Genomic DNA, 16,487 nt, shown 5'->3' with positions numbered 1-16,487 from the left:
AGGAGTAGACAAACGAAAGCTTTGTTTAGAGATATTCGGATGAAATCCCATAGGGATATTGGGTTTTGAAAAGTGACGTTAAGAGAGCAGTAAGTGATGAAAGCACTAAACAATATTATTGAGAAAGCGAAAAAGTTGGACTCAAAAATTGTGCTATGTGAAGGCGATGATAAACGGATTCTCATCGCCGCCGCTCAGGCTCAACAAGACGGAATTGCAAAGGTCGTTTTGGTTGGTGAAAGAGAAAAACTACAACTGGCCGCTGACGAAGCTAACGTTCGACTGGATGATTTTGAGGTGATTGAGCCTCAATCCAGCCCGCTCACCGCCTCTCTGTCGGAGTTGTATCTCGCGCTTAGGGAAAAGAAAGGCATCACGCCTACGCAGGCGTTGCAAGAGACGCTTAAGCCACTCAATTTTGCCAACCTTATGGTGGCCAAAGGACTCGCAGACGGCTCAGTCGCTGGGGCAGTGCACACAACGAAAGATGTGGTTCGTAGCGCAATACAAATCATTGGATTGGATGGCACCAGCACGATTGTGTCGAGCTTCTTTCTTATGATGCTGTGCCAGCCCTTCCACACCCTCAAAGGAGGGCTGATTTTTTCAGACTGTGGGCTGGTAATTGATCCCTCCGACGAAGAGCTTGCGAGCATTGCTATTGCAGCAGCGAAGAATGCAGAAACCTTACTCATGGAAGAACCGAAAGTCGCGATGTTGTCTTTTTCAACCAGCGGCAGTGCACAGCACGAATCGGTTAGCAAAGTCGTCAGGGCATCTCAGCGGGTAAAGCAGCAGTTGCCGGACATTGCTATCGATGAAGATATCCAATTGGATGCGGCGATTGTCGCGGATATCGCGAAGAAGAAACTGCCCAACTCCAACGTAAAAGGGAAATCGAATGTCCTTATTTTCCCTAACCTGGAGGCAGGAAATATTTGCTACAAGCTGGCTGAGCGTGTTGGAGGAGCGGTTGCTATTGGTCCTTTGTTGCAAGGCTTGGCAAAACCAGCGAATGACTTATCGAGGGGTTGCAGCGTGGATGACATTGTTAACGTTATCGCGGTGACGGTCGTACAAAAAGAGATAAACAGCTCAGTTGGCTACTCCAATGCGAGGGAATTATGAATCATATTAACTATATAGACTCACTGTCTGGCTTTACGGCAGCGGTTGAAAATATCACCGAAACTAACAAAACCATGCTGTTTCGAGGTCAGCCAAATATCCGCTGTAAATTGCTTCCCCAAGCGGCTCGCGGTCATACCAAAGCCTCAGAAACGGAAGCCAAGATGCTCGCGCATATCGCGGAGTACGGCCGGGACTATATCGATGTTGATAACCCTTCGACATGCCACTTACTGATGAAAGCGCACAACGCCGGCTTGGAAACCCGTTTGTTGGACTGGACGATTAATCCTTACGAAGCGCTATGGTACGCCTGTCATAGTTCAGGATCTCAGCCTCTTGTTTATGTACTGAACACGGAGAGTATTCCACAACTGGGTATGGACGATGATCCTTTTGCTATTACCCAAACACACATCATGCCTGTTTACGGGAAAGCCGCAGACAAAAACAAACGGCTAACTGTGCATGCCTCCACCCTTATTCAGGGCCGCCCTCAATTCACGGCGTTGGAGGAGGAAGAAGGAATGCATGCTGCGTTGACTGAGCTTCCGATTATGCCAGATCTCAAAGTTAAGATTATTCAAGAGCTTAATGAGTTTGGGGTCAATGAACACTCTATATACAACAACCTGTTCGGTCTGTGTCGCCATGTGAACTTAATGTACGACAACAACCCATACGGTTGGATGCCTATGGATAACCGTTTCGCTGGCGCTGAGATGCAGGGCGAGGCAGCTGAGAATTTGCAGCAATTTAAGAAAAAGTACGTGTCTGACTTTGATTTTGATTGATGGGTCGTATTGAGCGGTCCAAAATTGAACCATACGAATAGAAACCCAACCAATGAAGAGTTCGTTATCGCGTCGCAAGCTGCAAGCTTTGCTTAATCAGCAGTAAACAGACGAATAACAAAAAAGCCGCTGATGAAAGTTAGCGGCTTTTTTATTCGCAATATTAAAGGCTTCAAAATACCGATTACTTAGGATCGAGAATTGTTCTCCTGTAGTCTCTTGGTGAACAACCGAATTGATCCCGAAAGGAGCGTGAGAAGTGTTGAAGATTGTTCTGCCCCCATTTAAATGCGATTTCACTGATCCCCGTTTTTTGAAAGCGCTCGTCCACTAGATCACTGGCGATTTTCTGCATTCTGCTCTCTCGGATAAAGCCACATACCGTTTCTCCATTTTTCGTAAACACTTCGCTAAGGCGACGTACTGACAACCCTAGGCTTTTCGCAATGTCTTCACGGTTAAGGCTGGCATCTTGCAGGTTTATGAGAATAAAAGACTTGGCGCGAATCAGCAGTTGCTGCTCTGGCTGAGACAACTCGAGACGAGAGCCTCGGAGTGGTGCTAATGACGTGGCGATCAAATCTATCAATGTCTCTTGCAACAGGAGTTTACAGTCCGTGGTTTGGCTGTCGATAAGCGAAGAAATATTTAACGCCGTCGTTGCCACTAAACTGCCTAGTTGAGATGTCCCGTTGACGGGAATTGCCGTGAGCATATTGGCGTCAGGGAGCCGGCTTAATAGTGCCTTCTTTGGAAACTTGATGACTAACTGTTTGAAGTCTTCTTCGAGGTCAATGGAGTAAGTTTCTGTACTGCTATACAGAGTAAAATCGTAGCGGGATAGTGGAGCCGCACGGCCACATTGTTCGATAACAGAACGGTTATTAAGTTGAATACTTAACAGGAATTCGGCTTCTGATGTGCGCCCAATGTCTTCCGCACGCCTGATGACCTTGTGTTTCGACCCAGACACAAAGGAAAGGTCAATAACGTCATGTTTGGAGAGTTCAATTCTTCCTTTAAAGTCTTTACGAGATAGAGCTTCGCAACCTAAGTTGACATAAGCATCACACACCGACTCCCGCCAAAAAGCGAATTTTTCGCCAGGTTGGCAATGGCTTGTGTCATAGGTAAACCTTTTGACGGTACTACTCATCCGTGTGCTCTCTTTTAAACCCTACCTTTATGTTGTAACACCAAATGCAAAATTGACACTGTCTCAAATGTGAGTCGGCTTGACCGCTGCCTTTTACGACAACTAAGGCCGCCTTCTTACGCAAGCAATCCTCCCGTTCGCCTCTTAGTGTTTTAGAAGCCCGCCGTAAAGCTCTGGTTTTCATCATTTGCCAGACATCACTTATGAGTGGGTGGCCAAAACCAAATTACTACACGCGAAGAAGGAGAACGCGCGATGTCGGAAGTATTTAAAGTGGCTGCGGTACAGGCAGCACCATCTTTTTTAAATCTCGCAGAAGGGATACAGCGAGCCGAAGCGTATATCGATGAAGCCGCTTCCAAAGGGTGCAAGTTGGTGGTCTTCCCGGAAACCTGGCTTCCAGGTTATCCCAATCATATCTGGTTAGGCCCAGTTGCATGGCAGATGCAATTTGTAGGGCGTTATTTTGACAGCAGCATTGAAGTGGGCAGCGAGGAAGACAAAGCCATTGCTGAGGCGGCTCGTCGAAACAATATTCAGGTTTCAATCGGTGTGAGTGAGCGTGACGGCGGCAGCCTGTATATCTCGCAGTGGCACTATGGCGAAGATGGCGAAATTATCAGCCGTAGAAGAAAACTCAAACCTACCCACGTAGAACGCACTGTGTTTGGTGAAGGTGATGGTAGCGACCTGGCAGTAAAGGAAACGTCAATTGGCCGCATTGGACAGCTTTCCTGTTGGGAACATCTTCAGCCACTCTCTAAGTATGCGATGTACGCTCAGAATGAACAGATCCATTGCGCGGCATGGCCGAATTTTTCCCTCTATCGTGGAATGGCCCATGCCCTTGGCGACGTAGTGAACAACGCAGCCAGCATGATATATGCCGTGGAAGGTGGCTGTTACGTTATTGCGCCATGTGCCACGGTGAGCAAAGCGCAGCAGGAAATGCTTTGTCAGGGTGATCCCGAAAAAGAGGCGATGTGCCAGATCGGGGGTGGTTACACCAAAATCTACGCGCCGGATGGGCAGTCTATTGGTTCTGAAATTGGAGAGACGGAAGAGGGCTTAGTGATTGCAGATATTGACCTCAGCATGATCCCTTATGCCAAAGCTGTCGCTGACCCTGCGGGCCACTATGCGAAGAAAGATGCTACACGTTTACTGATAGATCGTGAAAAACGACGTGCAGTTGTAGAAGTAACAGACCTTGATGCGTCAAAAACGGCAATGTCAGAGCTGGCAACAACGGGGCAGGAGGAAGCGGTTGAAGTTGTGAGTGAACGTTCTTCATTGTTGCACCGACTTAAACCTTGGTAAGGCCTAGAAAACCGATGTCACCAATTTGAAGCCATAAGCACAAGGAGTACTCACCATGGCGAATAATACAACCAACAGAAAACTGCCTCTGAAGATGCCACCGGATTGGGAGCCACCCGTACCAGCATGGAGTTCGGTATTTGCCGAAAACCAACAAGACGTCAGCATGTGCATTATAGGGTGTCAGCATAAATCTGATGCTTACATCAGCGAGTTTGTTGGTGCACTGAATGGTCTCGCTAAAAACGCGGATGTTTGCGATTTTGCAACCTGCGAAGACAAAGATGGGCTCAGCCAAACCATTGCGATTATCTATTGGATGGATGCGCAAGCCTGCGCAGATTGGCTGCACAGCGATGTTGTGACCTTATTCTGGGAGTTATATTCGGATGACAAGTGGGGGTTTGGGATTTTCAGGGAGGTGTTCAATGTACCTTTTGAACGCCTTGAGACCCTGTTCTCTGGCCCGGTACACAACCATGGCTTTAGTCAGATACGCAAGGACATCGAAGGCCCGATTGAACGTCATGGCTATTGGGGGGGGATGCGGGATCGTATTCCGCTCTCGGCTGAAAACCCTTTTGAAGCGCATCAGACTTTGGAAGTGATTGAACAACAGGGAAATCGTGTTGTGGTTCGTGCACATGAGAACCTTTGCATTATCCGATCTGGTCAGGATTGGAGTCACACTACAGGAACCCAAAGGGAAGAGTACCTAAATCAAATTGAACCGGTGCTTAAAGCGGGTATGAATTTCCTGCGTGATGAAGGTGATGAGGTCAATTGTTATAGCTGCCGTTATATGACGCAGTTTATGCCCTTTAAAGGCAAGCAGGAGTGCACGTTTGGTCTTGCCTTCTTCCGCACGATGTCAGACTTAGAGGCATGGTCTGAAAGCCATCCTACTCATGTGGCGATATTTAATACTTTCCTTGAAATTGCACCCAAGTATGGACCTGACCTTCAGCTACAACTTTGGCACGAAGTATCAGTATTACCAGCTGGCTCTCAGTATGGGGAATATATTAATTGTACTGAAGGAACGGGTTTATTAGCAGGCGTTAAATTGTCATAGATGTATAAGTTGGACAATTCTCCTTAATTTTGAGGATTGTCCAACTAGGCTCCAGTGTCCACTCTATTTAAATAATAAAAAATCCCATGAATCTCCGTTTTTACGGGGACAGGTTTCGTCTATTTGTTCTTTTAGTTGGCTAATAAATTAATTTAAAAATCAAGGAAAGTTATCACCGCTAGATGTGATAATTAAACCATCAAAGGAAAGCAGTATGAGATTAACAAGGAATATATTGGGACTTTCAGTCTCTTTGGCATTAATGGTACCTACAGTGGGATTAGCGAATGCTGAACCTGCAGGAGGCTCGCTGTTTCGTGCAGCGACAAACAACGCTCTAGATGAATATGAAATCACTATCGCAGGCTGGGCAGAAGCGACGGCACTTCATGCTTCAGACACGATTGGCGATGGCAATATCAGCAACGGTGCCTTTTTAAACCAGAAAGACGGTGTAGGCCTAAACCAAATCGGCTTAATGTTGTGTAAGGGCATGGGTTGTTTGCCGACTGGTGCTTTTGCACCGGCTCAGAACGTCTTGAGTCGGGTAGGACCATTCCCAGGTCCGGTTGGTGAAGCGCGTATTGATTTCAACGTGACAGCTATGTACGGCCAGGACATTCAGTTTTTCCGTACTGCAGGCATTGACGACTACACCTTCGATAACGATGACGACAACAAACTCGCCATTCCGCAGTTTTACATTGATGCGTACTTGCCAGTATTAGATGGTATGACATTGATGGTAGGTAGCTTCTTCACTTTCATCGGCAATGAAGTCGGTGCTCCTTTTACGCCGCCCAACTGGTTTGTCACGCACACTTACGCCACGCAACATGGCCCTTCAAAACACGTTGGTGCGCTTGCCAGCATCAAAGTACCGACGGAGGAAGACTTTGGGCTTTTGAGCTTTGATGCCGGTCTGGTGGCGGGCTGGAATAATTGGGATGAAAAGCGTCCAACCTTTATCGGTGCAGCGCGCTGGCGTAGCCCGGATTTAGCAACCTGGTTAGATTTCGAGTTTATCTACGGTGATGGCGAAGGCGATGCATTTGGCGCTGCCAAAGGCGGTTCACCCTACATTGCTGTTAGCTCTACCGATGAGAAGCTCGACCGTTTTCACTCTTCTACCACGCTGATCCAAACTGTCAATCCAGACCTGCAGTTGGCCGCAGAGTTTGTTTATGGCTTTCAGGAAGGTGGCGATGTAGCAGCGGCACCTGTATTTATCACTAAAGACAGTGACTGGATGGGGTTGAATCTGGGCGCGAGATATAAACTGGACGATAACCTCTTCTTCGCAGCCCGTGCCGAATGGTTTGATGATGAGAATGCAGCGAATGTGCTGTGGAGTTCAGTCGGTGCAACAGGTGGTGACGTTTACTCCGTGACGACAAATCTCGACTGGAGTGTGAATCAACACTTCAAGATCCGTCCTGAACTTCGCTATGACACCTATAAAGGCAATGGTGCGGGGCTGTTTGCTGGTGGTACATCAGACGATCAATTTATCGCACTGCTCAATGCGGTTGCTTATTTCTAAGCCTTCCGTTTTAAAATATAGGAGAGCTTTTACTGATTAATCCTTAGCACTTGGTACGTTAATACACTCCTAGTATTTGGCCTTAACATTAGTTAAGGTCTTTTTTTAGGTATAAAAAATCCCGCAAATTAATGCGGGGAAAATGGAGTTATTAGTGCGTAAGATGAATTTAAATAGTTTCTAATTTCTCAGAAGGTTGCCACCATGCTTTATTTGTTTCACGGTAAAGATAATTGATACTTTCAATCGTGTTACTTATTTCTGCTGCTTTAGCGTAATACATTGGACCACCTCGAAAACGGGGGAATCCGTAGCCATTTAGCCAAATGGTATCTATCTTACGTGGTTTATAGGGACGAGGTGGGCGACCTGAGAATCCAAAGTCCGGTAGTGAGGGCACAATTACGTCAAAGGCATCTTTAATGTTTCCGCCGAAGCGTTCCGGGTGTGAAAGAGGCCCAATTAAATGATTTAATTCAGTCACTTAGCTAGGCTAGCCATGGCTTAAAAGAAGAGGTGTAGGTGTTCGGCCGCTCCCCTTCTCTATGATGTACTGCAGGTTGATGCCGTCCACAGGAACAGTGAATTGAGTATATCGGTTGAGTTTGGCTTCTTGTTTTCTCCAATCGAACTCGTTCACCCAATAATCGCAAAGCTCTTTCATATATTCCATGTTGTTATTAAGCCAGAAGTAATTTTTGCAAACGAGAGACCGTTCTGGGTATAGAAGGGACAGCATCAGGGTGGTGCTCTTTGTTGTTCCTTTTTGGCGGAGATGGCTTTACCTGCAAAGGAACGCCGCGACTCAGAGCACCTGTCTACCTCTGTGCATCATGCATCTGCAGGTTTTTTGGGAATAAAGGAAGACCACGTTGAACGCAGCCACTCAGCGATTGCCACATTTTGCTCAAACAGGGAGTAGCGTGTCCCTCCGCCATAGTCTGGCATATCAATCATGTCTGTCGTTATCCACCTAAGCGGACTTGTTGGCGTACTCTGATGATATTGGAATACTTTACGAACCACTTCCTTACAAGGTTCCACTTTGTAAGCATGCCAAAAATGGTCCCATTCTCCTTTTAGCGGCTTTTTGAACGGATACTGGCAGGCTCTACCCCAGCGACCGCCAGGCCCTATTTGAGCATTGTTTTTGGGTCCATTTGGAGCAACAGGACGCACCTGAAGCCATACCACCATATTCTGATGAATCCATTCGTCAATAATGTTGTCGTCATCAAAGGGGTCTAATACTAGACGACCGAGTTCAACATCTTCACGTATGCCGCTGACATCCTGTTCTTCGGGGTTTTCCATTTTCAGTAAGACGTGGCTGTGGTCGAGTACAAAGTTAAAGGGAACGCCTCGTGACCGAATCAGATTTGCTATCGGTGTTATTCGGCGAAAGTCTTCGGTAAACATATAGATATGTACTTCAATGGATATCGTGATACCAAGCCGTTCTCCGGCCTCATAGGCGCGTAAATAAAACGCAACCACTTCATCATCTCTGACCACATGCCCGGCAGCATGGCGGGTGGAAATCATGAGGTTGTGACACTTTGCACCTGCTTTTGCAGCCCATTGTAAATTGTGTTCTACCAGTTTTTCGTCACGGCCAATCTGGTAAGTCCACAGTCCGGTAGTCAGCGGTATGCCGAATCGGTTTGATGCTTCAACGTATTCTCTTTCCTGCCCAGGTTGAGGTATGCGATCAAAATGGTCGAAGACTCCACTGTCTCGAATAAGGCGAAATTGATCGTTCAAGGGCAGTTCTTTGGTATGCATAAGTCCACGGCCGTTGCAGCCAAGCGATATTCCGTCCATTTTGTTCCTTAATGAATACTGAAAAAACGATTAAAGTTCGAGATCAATCAACCCATTTGCTCTGCCTACACAGGTGAGCACATACCCATTGCTCATGTCCTCGTCGGTAAGACCTTCAGTGGTATCCATCACCACGTTTCCAGCGGTACACTTTGCTTTGCATGTGCCGCAAAGCCCCATCTGGCAATTTGTTGCTACAGCTATGCCTGCGCGGGTAGCGACTTGCAAAAGGGTCTCTTGAGGTGAATACGTCAATGTTTGATTACTGATAGAAAAACGGACGGTGCAGTCTTCGGTGTCTGCGGCGAGGTCAGGTATTTCGCTTGTTGCGTTGTCTTCATGAAAACGTGGGCTATCGCTTTTTGTTGTAGACTCCGAACACCCTAGATCGAGTGTTTTTGGTGTCGCACCCCCTGGGTTGAAACGCTTCGACGGGTCGCCAAAGCTTTCCTCGTGGTAATTGTTCATATCGACCCCAATCTCATTGAGCATACTTTTTACAGCATCCATATATGGGGTGGGCCCGCAAGTGAGGATGGTAGAATCATGAATGTCGGGGACAATACGTTGAAGTATCTCCTTTGATAGAAAACCGTTTTCCATACCCGGCTCAGCGTGTTGCGCACAGACATAGTGTACCTTGGTGTGACTTTGCTTTGACATCAGCAGTGTTTCATCACGGAAAATAATGTCATCGGGGGTGCGGGCAGAATGGATAAAGATGACTTCATTTTCAGTTGCCCTCATGTCATAGAGATAACGGAGCATGCTCATTGCTGGTGTGATCCCCGCTCCACCTGTCAACATGACGATCTTTCTTCTTGGCTTTATCGAGTAAAGGTCAAAGTTTCCCCCTGGGCTCGTGCAACTGAGCCTATCGCCAATGCTGAGCCTGTCGTGCATGAACCTTGAGACTAATCCTGCAGGATCACGCTTTATGGTTAGCGAAAGTAGCGAAGGGCGAGTCGGCGGTGATGAAACTGTGTAAGAACGTGGAATCAAGGTGCCTTTATACCAAAGCCTTAGCGTAACAAACTGTCCTGGCCGATGTGGCCAAAGGAGTGGGGGGCCTTGTTCATCTGACACGATACGAAAGTAGAAGCTTTTAACATCATGGGTTTCAGATGCGATATCGACACATTCGAGCGTCATTACTCCCTTATTTTTTCTGTTGTGCTGGTTCATCAAACACTCCACGTTGTACTCAAAGATATGGGTCAGATATTGGTTCTTTCAGAGGCCAGAAAGGCAGTAACAGCCTCTTGGCCGGCTGCTTTAGCCTTACATAGTTCAAAGAGTAAACGGCGGTATGTCAGTGAGACTTTATCTGCAGCGATGGCAATCTCATCACGGGGATGCGGAATCTGTTCTGGTTCTTGGCTTTCAACGGGGCCAATATCTTCTTCGAGAATGGCCATTTGTGTCGCGATAGGTACGGCAGGATCAAAGGGCGCTTTGGTGTTACTGCAGCAGAACCAAAACGTGCGGCAATGCCTGTTATCAATCGGTGTTGCCCACATCCACATAATTGTGCGTGTGCCATTAGCAAGAGGCTGGTCGAGTGTGACACCGAAAGGTAACTGGATGGTGTAATCGGTGTGGATCAGTGGAGCGAGGTTTCCTGCCGCATCCATTCCATTTCTGCCTCCTTCGGGAGGTTCATATTTAAAGCGCATTCGACCATGGCGTTGCAAATCGATATCGGGGATCAGGAAGGTGACAAAGTCAGGATTACCCAGCGTTTCAGGGTGAACAAAAGGAAAGTGCGCGAGGTCTGTGTAATTTTCTACCCTTCGCGCTGAGTGGGTTTTCCATGTGTATGGCGTGCCCATCGTGCAGGTAAATGATGGGTCATCAAAAGCGAGATGCGCGGGGATCTCAGTATTGATCGTGTTGTCGAGCCTGACCCAGACCAAATCGTATCGCACTTCACAGTCGAATGCCTTTGTCTTGGCATTGGGTGGTATCGGGCCATTGGGAAGGGCTGGTATTTCAGTACAGGTGCCATCATGGCCATACTTCCAACCATGATATGCGCATTGAATAGCATTGCCGCAATTCCAGCCTAGATGAAGCTTGGCAGAGCGATGTGGACAACGATTTGCTAACGCAACAACACCATTGTCGAGTTTTGCGATGACCAGTTCCTGCCCGAGTAATTCCGCACGCAGGAGTTTTCCTCGTCCGCAATCAGATTGATTTAACTCGTCTATCGTGCAGACCGGGTGCCAAAAGTATCGCCATGTTTCATTGTCCAGAAAATGGTTGTTCATGCATCTTTTCCTTTTGTGCCATATTGCCCGAACAGGTTACAATAAAGTTACAGTGTGTAACGTTACTTTATGTATCATAACACTGTGTATTGTATGAAAGCAATAGGTTTGTTATAAGTACTTGACTCAGTGTTCATACAGAAACCCGAAAGGCGAGAGCGTGAAAAAAAAACCATTGCAAACGGGACGACCGCGAAATGACCAATTAAATGCGCAAATAAAAAAAGCAACCTGGGATCTTTTAGCGGAGCAACCGTTGGCTGATTTAACCATCAATGAAATTGCTAGGCGGGCAGAGACAACCCGACCGGCGGTATATCGACGTTGGTCTTCTGTGGAAGATATTGTGATTGATGCTTTTCTTGATGCTGTCAGTGAAAATGTACCATCACCCCAATTGTCTGAACCGCCTAAACAGCTCCGTGAATATATTGTCTTGCTGTGTAATTTCGTTAATTCCCGTGTCGGACGGGTCATTGCGGAGATACTGGGAAGAGCACAAAGTGACCCGGTTTTGATGGCTAAATTCCAAAACGTTTATTTGCTTCCAAGACGTGGGCATGCCAGTGAAATTATCAAACGAGGGCAGGAAAGCGGGTATTTTCGCTCGGACCTGGATATGGATTTTATTATTGACCTTTATGCGGGCCCGATATACTTCCGGGCATTTTCCCACCACTCATCGCTGGATGCGTCGTTTGCTGAGAGGTTGGCGAATGAGGTCCTGACAACCTTGATGAGAAAATGACGTTTATTTCGATCAAACGCAGTGGTTCATCTTTAGGTTGTTTGAGTATAGACCCCGCGAATTAATGCGGGGACAATGGCAGAAATAGAGCAATAGATGGGGTCAAATGGCGACTAATTGACGAGAAGGTTGCCACCACACTTTATTTGTTTCACGGTAAAGAGAATGGATACTTTCAATCGTGTTACTTATTCCTGCTGCTTTAGCGTAATACATTGGACCACCTCGAAAACGGGGGAATCCGTAGCCATTTAGCCAAATGGTATCTATATCTTCACTGTTTCTGGCAATTCCTTTTTCTAATAAATTTGCCCCTTCATTGACCAATGCAAGCACCAGTCTGTTCTGAATTTCCTCATCACTGATTCTTCTGGCTTCAATGCCTAAACGTTCTGCTTCAATAGCAATCAGTGCCATTGTTGTTGGGTCATTGGTTTTCTTACCATTTTCATAACGGTAAAAGCCCACACCCGTTTTTCGGCCGAGTCGTCCATGTTCAACCATGGTATCGGCTGCGAGAAAGTAAGCAGGATCATCGTAAATCGGTGGGTACTCGCGGCGCGCTTTGTAGGCGATATCGATACCGGACATATCGTTCACTGCCAACGGTCCCATCGCCATGCCCCAGGATTCCATCGCCGAATCTATTTGTTCCGGGCTTGCGCCTTCCAGCAATAGCATATTGGCTTCCCGGCCGTAAGCGGCATACATCCGGTTGCCAACAAATCCAAAGCCAACCCCAACACAAACCGGTACTTTGCCCAATCGCTTGGCGGTCTTCATGACTGCACTGACAGCTTGTTCGGATGTCGAACGGGTTTTGACCACCTCAACCAGTTTCATCACGTTAGCGGGGCTGAAAAAGTGCATGCCGATGACTTGCTCGGGTCGGGTGGTAGAGGTGGCTATCTCGTCAATGTCCAGATAGGAGGTATTGGTCGCGAAGATGGTCGACGGCTTACAAACGGCATCTAAAGAAGAGAAAATGATCTTCTTCACTGACATTTTTTCAAATGCTGCTTCGACCACCAAATCAATATTGGCAAGGTTGCCATAATCACTGGTGCCAGAAATCAGCGAGAGGGCATGTTCTTTTTGCGTTTCTGATACCCGGCCTTGTTCATACATTTTCTGATATTGGTGACGAATGCGCTCTAAACCCAAGACGCACAGATCTTCATTGGTTTCCACTAAAGTGACGCTGTAACCACTATTTGCAAAAGCGATGGCAATACCGGCGCCCATTGTGCCTGCACCAATGACGGCGACCGATTGAATATCGTCGTCAGACGTCGATTTGGCATAGCCGGAAGCTGCCTGTTTTTCAGCAAAAAAGGCATAGCGCATGGCACTGGATTGTTCGGAATCCCGGCAGGCCAGAAAAAGGGTTCTTTCCAGGGCCAAGGCTTCGTCAAAGGGGAGCTTAGTCGCGGCTTCAATGGCATCAATGGCTCTTTGAGGAGCGAGCTGACCTTTGGCCTTTTTGGCGAGCTTTTTACGCCAGTTTTCGAAGATATTCTCTTCGAAAGAATCCGGAATATCCCGCTTGTCCGGTGCAACAAAGACATCGTTAGCTGTGCGTTGGGAGAAAAGAGTCGCTGCTTGGTTAACCAGAGAGGCGTGCTCGGGTAGCGGTGAAGATGCTTGTCCTAAACTGCCGTCATCGACCTTCATATCGATAAGATCCGTTAGGGAATCTGTCGATACCATCTTGCCGGACGTGATCATGGAAAGGGCCTTCTCTACACCTACATAACGGGGTAAAAGCTGAGTGCCGCTGGCACCCGGTATAAGGCCGAGGTTCACTTCGGGCAAGCCAACCTTTGTGCCTATCATGGCAACCCGGTAGTGGCAGGACAGCGCCAATTCGAAACCGCCGCCAAGCACGGTGCCATGAAGTGCAGCCGTCACGGGTTTCACACTGTTTCGAATCGCCTGCAACACATCAGGAAGGTGAGGTGTTTTGGGCACTTGGCCGAACTCTTTGATATCAGCGCCGGCAATAAAGGTGTTGCCGTCACAACCAATCACAATCGCGGAAATATCTGGATTGGCATTTGCCTGTTCCAGTCCGGCCAAAATGCCAGACCGTACTGAATGGGAGAGGGCATTTACCGGTGGGTTGTTTACCCGGATTACCCCAACCCCATCCTCAATGAGAAGACTCACGGTGTCAGAAAGAAGCATAATTTTTCCTATCCTTGGTCGAAATCATCGCTGATCGAAGTCAACGGTCACATCATCAGTAAGAGGGTGCGCCTGACAAGTCAGGATGTAACCTGCATCGATCTCGTGTTGTTCAAGGCCGTGGCTGATATCCATCTCGACTTCTCCTTTCACCAGCTTGGCTTTACAGGTGGAGCAAACACCGCCTTTGCATGAATAGGGGAGTGACATGCCATTCTCGATGCCTGCATCGAGAATGTTTTCACCCACAGTCGCCAGCTTGAAGGTGATAGAGCGCCCATCAGCGGTGACGGTCACTTTGCTCATTTTTTCCTCGCCATAGTTGGCGACACGCTGTTTGGCTTTTTCCAGCGCTACTTGCGCATCTTCAGACGATGAGGAGAAAAGCTCATAGTGAATTTGGTCATCAGAAAGCCCCTCAATACGGAACCCTCTGGAGACTTCCGCCATCATGGATTCAGGGCCACAGATAAAGGCATGGTCGGTGCTGTTGATATCAATCAGGCGATGTTTTTGCAGTGCGGCACCTTTCTTCACGTCAATGTGGCCGGATAACAGGTCTGAGCCCTGATCTTCCTGGCTCATGATGTTTATCCAACTGAATCGGGTCATGTAGCGGTTTTTCAGATAACCCAGGGTGTCAGCGAACATCATGGTGTTGCTCTGACGATTGCCGTAAATCAAGGTGATACGGCTATTGGGCTCCTGAGAAAGTACGGTTTTGATGATCGACAAAATCGGCGTGATCCCGCTTCCGACGGCGATGCACATGTAATGATGCTGGTTAGATGCATTCAGCTCTGTATAGAAGCTGCCTTGTGGCGGCATGACATCAACCGTAAGACCTGCCTCAAACGTGTCATTGGCGAAGTTGGAAAACTTACCGCCATCCACGCGTTTGATCGCGACTTGTAACAGGCCTTCATCGGCGCCGGAACAAATCGAGTAAGCACGTCGTACTTCTTCCCCATCTATGTTGGCGCGCAATGTGAGAAACTGCCCTTGAACAAAGCGGAATGTCTCAGTCAGCGTGTCAGGAATATCGAAAGTGACGCACAAAGCAGAGTCAGTCTGGGATTGCGTATGTTTTATTTTTAATGAATAGAAATTGGTTTCACTCATGGTCAATTCCCTTTACTACAAGCATTTAAAGAAATCGAAAGGCTCATGACAGCTCTCGCAACGGAATAGCGCTTTACAGGCTGTTGAGCCGAATTCGCTGATCCTTGTTGTGTTTGATGAGCCGCAGTGAGGGCAGCGCACTCCTTGCTCGGGCGTCAGTCGAAGGCAGCTATCAGGTGCATCTGAGGGCGGCGCAATACCATATTCCCTCAGCTTTCGTTGGCCAGACTCTGACATGTCGTCGGTTGACCAAGGAGGGAAAAGCACGGTTTTGACTTCAACGCTGCCATAACCGGCTTCAGACAGGAGAGTCAGGATATCTTCCTTGATCGTCTCCACCGCCGGACAGCCGGAATACGTGGGGGTGATGGTGACAAGGAGCTTACCGTCCTGTTCGCTGACATTACGTAGGATCCCGATATCCCAAATAGAAAGCACCGGGATTTCAGGGTCAGCAATTTCGTCCAGCAATTGCCAAACGTCTGGTAGCGTAGACTCTGCCCGCATCCTCACCCGCTCAAACCGGGCATGTGGTGTTACTGGGATGGTTTCCATACTTCACCACTCACAACCGGGATAAGCACGGTGTACGCTTTGCATCACGCCTAACAAATGACCGAGATGTTCCGTGTGATAGCCTTTACGGCCTCCACGCACTGCCCATTCATCAGCCGGAAGCTCAAGCGTGGCTTCTTCCAAAACGCGGCTTAACTGTGCGTCAAAACTGGCTTTAAGAGCTGAAGTATCCACGGCTATGCCGGCGGCAACCAATCGCTGTTCTGTGTCGTCCGGCTCAAATATCTCTGGGATATAACCCCACAAATCGTTGAAGGCGGTCTGCATGCGCTGGTGGCTTTCTTCAGTGCCGTCCCCTAGTTTGATGACCCAATCTTTGCTGCGCATCAGGTGGTAACGGGTTTCTTTAATCGACTTATGGGCAATGGCTGATAACACAGGATCGTTGGACTCCAGCAACTGGGTCATAAACAGTTGGCTGTAGATGTCGACGATAAGTTGCCTTGCCATGGTGAACGCAAAATCCCCGCGGGGAAGCTCATTGATGAGGTGATTGATGTAATCACGCTCTCCGCGAAGAAAGGCAAAATCATCTTCGCTTTTCTCACCGTTGGTCAGTTCTGAGGCATAGCCATAAAACATGCGGGCACGGCCAATGTAGTCGAGCGCAACATTACCCAGTGCAATGTCTTCTTCCAGAAAAGGCCCATTGCTCGCCCACTCGGATAAACGGTGTCCGAGCGTTAATGCGTCATCGCCAAGGCTCAGCACGTAGCGGAGCAAATCTTGTTGTTGTTCCAT

General features: G+C 47.9%; 16 protein-coding genes and 1 pseudogene. 6 read left to right on the top strand and 11 right to left on the bottom strand.

Annotation, left to right across the window (positions count from 1 at the left end):
* Nucleotides 1-96: 96 nt before the first annotated feature.
* Together pta and RN22_RS04110 are read left to right on the top strand one after the other, a co-directional pair.
* Nucleotides 97-1,128, top strand: coding sequence for a phosphate acetyltransferase (gene pta, locus RN22_RS04115; RefSeq protein WP_046303198.1), 1,032 nt, complete (start codon nt 97-99; stop codon nt 1,126-1,128).
* Nucleotides 1,125-1,922 (top strand): FRG domain-containing protein, encoded by a 798-nt coding sequence (locus RN22_RS04110; RefSeq protein WP_046303197.1) that lies wholly within the window; start codon nt 1,125-1,127, stop codon nt 1,920-1,922. The genes pta and RN22_RS04110 overlap by 4 nt, the downstream gene beginning before the upstream one ends.
* A 184-nt stretch (nt 1,923-2,106) precedes the next feature.
* Here the strand turns inward: RN22_RS04110 and RN22_RS04105 are convergent, their stop codons facing one another.
* Nucleotides 2,107-3,078, bottom strand: coding sequence for a helix-turn-helix domain-containing protein (locus RN22_RS04105; protein ID WP_046303196.1), 972 nt, complete (start codon nt 3,076-3,078; stop codon nt 2,107-2,109).
* A 255-nt stretch (nt 3,079-3,333) separates the two neighbouring features.
* Here RN22_RS04105 and RN22_RS04100 point away from each other — a divergent pair, with 255 nt between their 5' ends.
* The 3 genes from RN22_RS04100 to RN22_RS04090 all read left to right on the top strand — a co-directional run bounded on the left by RN22_RS04100 (nt 3,334) and on the right by RN22_RS04090 (nt 7,016).
* On the top strand, nt 3,334-4,398 hold the full coding sequence (locus RN22_RS04100; RefSeq protein WP_046303195.1) for a carbon-nitrogen hydrolase family protein: 1,065 nt from the start codon (nt 3,334-3,336) through the stop codon (nt 4,396-4,398).
* 55 nt (nt 4,399-4,453) lie between these two features.
* Nucleotides 4,454-5,473, top strand: a complete 1,020-nt coding sequence (locus RN22_RS04095) for a phenylacetaldoxime dehydratase family protein (RefSeq protein WP_046303194.1) — start codon at nt 4,454-4,456, stop codon at nt 5,471-5,473.
* A 214-nt stretch (nt 5,474-5,687) separates the two neighbouring features.
* Entirely contained in the window at nt 5,688-7,016 is a 1,329-nt protein-coding gene (locus RN22_RS04090; protein ID WP_231590842.1) for an outer membrane beta-barrel protein, read from the top strand.
* 169 nt (nt 7,017-7,185) lie between these two features.
* On the opposite strand, the gene RN22_RS25100 is transcribed toward RN22_RS04090, so the two are convergent.
* The 6 genes and pseudogenes from RN22_RS25100 to RN22_RS04070 all read right to left on the bottom strand — a co-directional run bounded on the left by RN22_RS25100 (nt 7,186) and on the right by RN22_RS04070 (nt 11,113).
* Nucleotides 7,186-7,500, bottom strand: coding sequence for an alpha/beta fold hydrolase (locus RN22_RS25100; RefSeq protein ID WP_197076245.1), 315 nt, complete (start codon nt 7,498-7,500; stop codon nt 7,186-7,188).
* A 9-nt stretch (nt 7,501-7,509) separates the two neighbouring features.
* Entirely contained in the window at nt 7,510-7,680 is a 171-nt protein-coding gene (locus RN22_RS25615; RefSeq protein ID WP_197076244.1) for an epoxide hydrolase N-terminal domain-containing protein, read from the bottom strand.
* Between the two features lie 167 nt (nt 7,681-7,847).
* Nucleotides 7,848-8,840, bottom strand: a complete 993-nt coding sequence (locus RN22_RS04080; RefSeq protein WP_046303192.1) for a xylose isomerase — start codon at nt 8,838-8,840, stop codon at nt 7,848-7,850.
* A 30-nt stretch (nt 8,841-8,870) separates the two neighbouring features.
* Nucleotides 8,871-9,647, bottom strand: a complete 777-nt coding sequence (locus RN22_RS04075; protein WP_231590841.1) for a flavin reductase family protein — start codon at nt 9,645-9,647, stop codon at nt 8,871-8,873.
* A gap of 48 nt (nt 9,648-9,695) precedes the next feature.
* Nucleotides 9,696-9,992 (bottom strand): annotated as a pseudogene (locus tag RN22_RS25610) (FAD-binding oxidoreductase); the annotation flags it as partial.
* A gap of 65 nt (nt 9,993-10,057) precedes the next feature.
* Nucleotides 10,058-11,113: a Rieske 2Fe-2S domain-containing protein gene (locus RN22_RS04070; protein WP_046303191.1), complete on the bottom strand. Its 1,056-nt coding sequence runs from the start codon at nt 11,111-11,113 to the stop codon at nt 10,058-10,060.
* 160 nt (nt 11,114-11,273) lie between these two features.
* Between RN22_RS04070 and RN22_RS04065 the strand changes: the two genes are divergently transcribed.
* Nucleotides 11,274-11,861: a TetR/AcrR family transcriptional regulator gene (locus tag RN22_RS04065; protein WP_046303190.1), complete on the top strand. Its 588-nt coding sequence runs from the start codon at nt 11,274-11,276 to the stop codon at nt 11,859-11,861.
* Nucleotides 11,862-11,963: 102 nt separating this feature from the next.
* On the opposite strand, the gene RN22_RS04060 is transcribed toward RN22_RS04065, so the two are convergent.
* The 4 genes from RN22_RS04060 to paaC are packed head-to-tail and all read right to left on the bottom strand — an operon-like array spanning nt 11,964 to nt 16,487.
* On the bottom strand, nt 11,964-14,048 hold the full coding sequence (locus RN22_RS04060) for a 3-hydroxyacyl-CoA dehydrogenase NAD-binding domain-containing protein (protein ID WP_046303189.1): 2,085 nt from the start codon (nt 14,046-14,048) through the stop codon (nt 11,964-11,966).
* A gap of 24 nt (nt 14,049-14,072) precedes the next feature.
* Nucleotides 14,073-15,170 (bottom strand): 1,2-phenylacetyl-CoA epoxidase subunit PaaE, encoded by a 1,098-nt coding sequence (gene paaE / locus RN22_RS04055; protein WP_046303188.1) that lies wholly within the window; start codon nt 15,168-15,170, stop codon nt 14,073-14,075.
* A gap of 15 nt (nt 15,171-15,185) precedes the next feature.
* A complete protein-coding gene (paaD, locus tag RN22_RS04050) occupies nt 15,186-15,725 on the bottom strand; it encodes a 1,2-phenylacetyl-CoA epoxidase subunit PaaD (RefSeq protein WP_046303187.1) in 540 nt (179 codons plus the stop codon).
* A gap of 3 nt (nt 15,726-15,728) precedes the next feature.
* Nucleotides 15,729-16,487, bottom strand: coding sequence for a 1,2-phenylacetyl-CoA epoxidase subunit PaaC (paaC, locus tag RN22_RS04045; RefSeq protein WP_156168166.1), 759 nt, complete (start codon nt 16,485-16,487; stop codon nt 15,729-15,731).

It is taken from the genome of Grimontia sp. AD028, from assembly GCF_000973155.1.
Taxonomy (GTDB): Bacteria; Pseudomonadota; Gammaproteobacteria; order Enterobacterales; family Vibrionaceae; genus Enterovibrio; species Enterovibrio indicus.
Note: the sequence above shows the minus strand (reverse complement) of the source record. Positions and strands in the feature narration are given on the sequence as shown.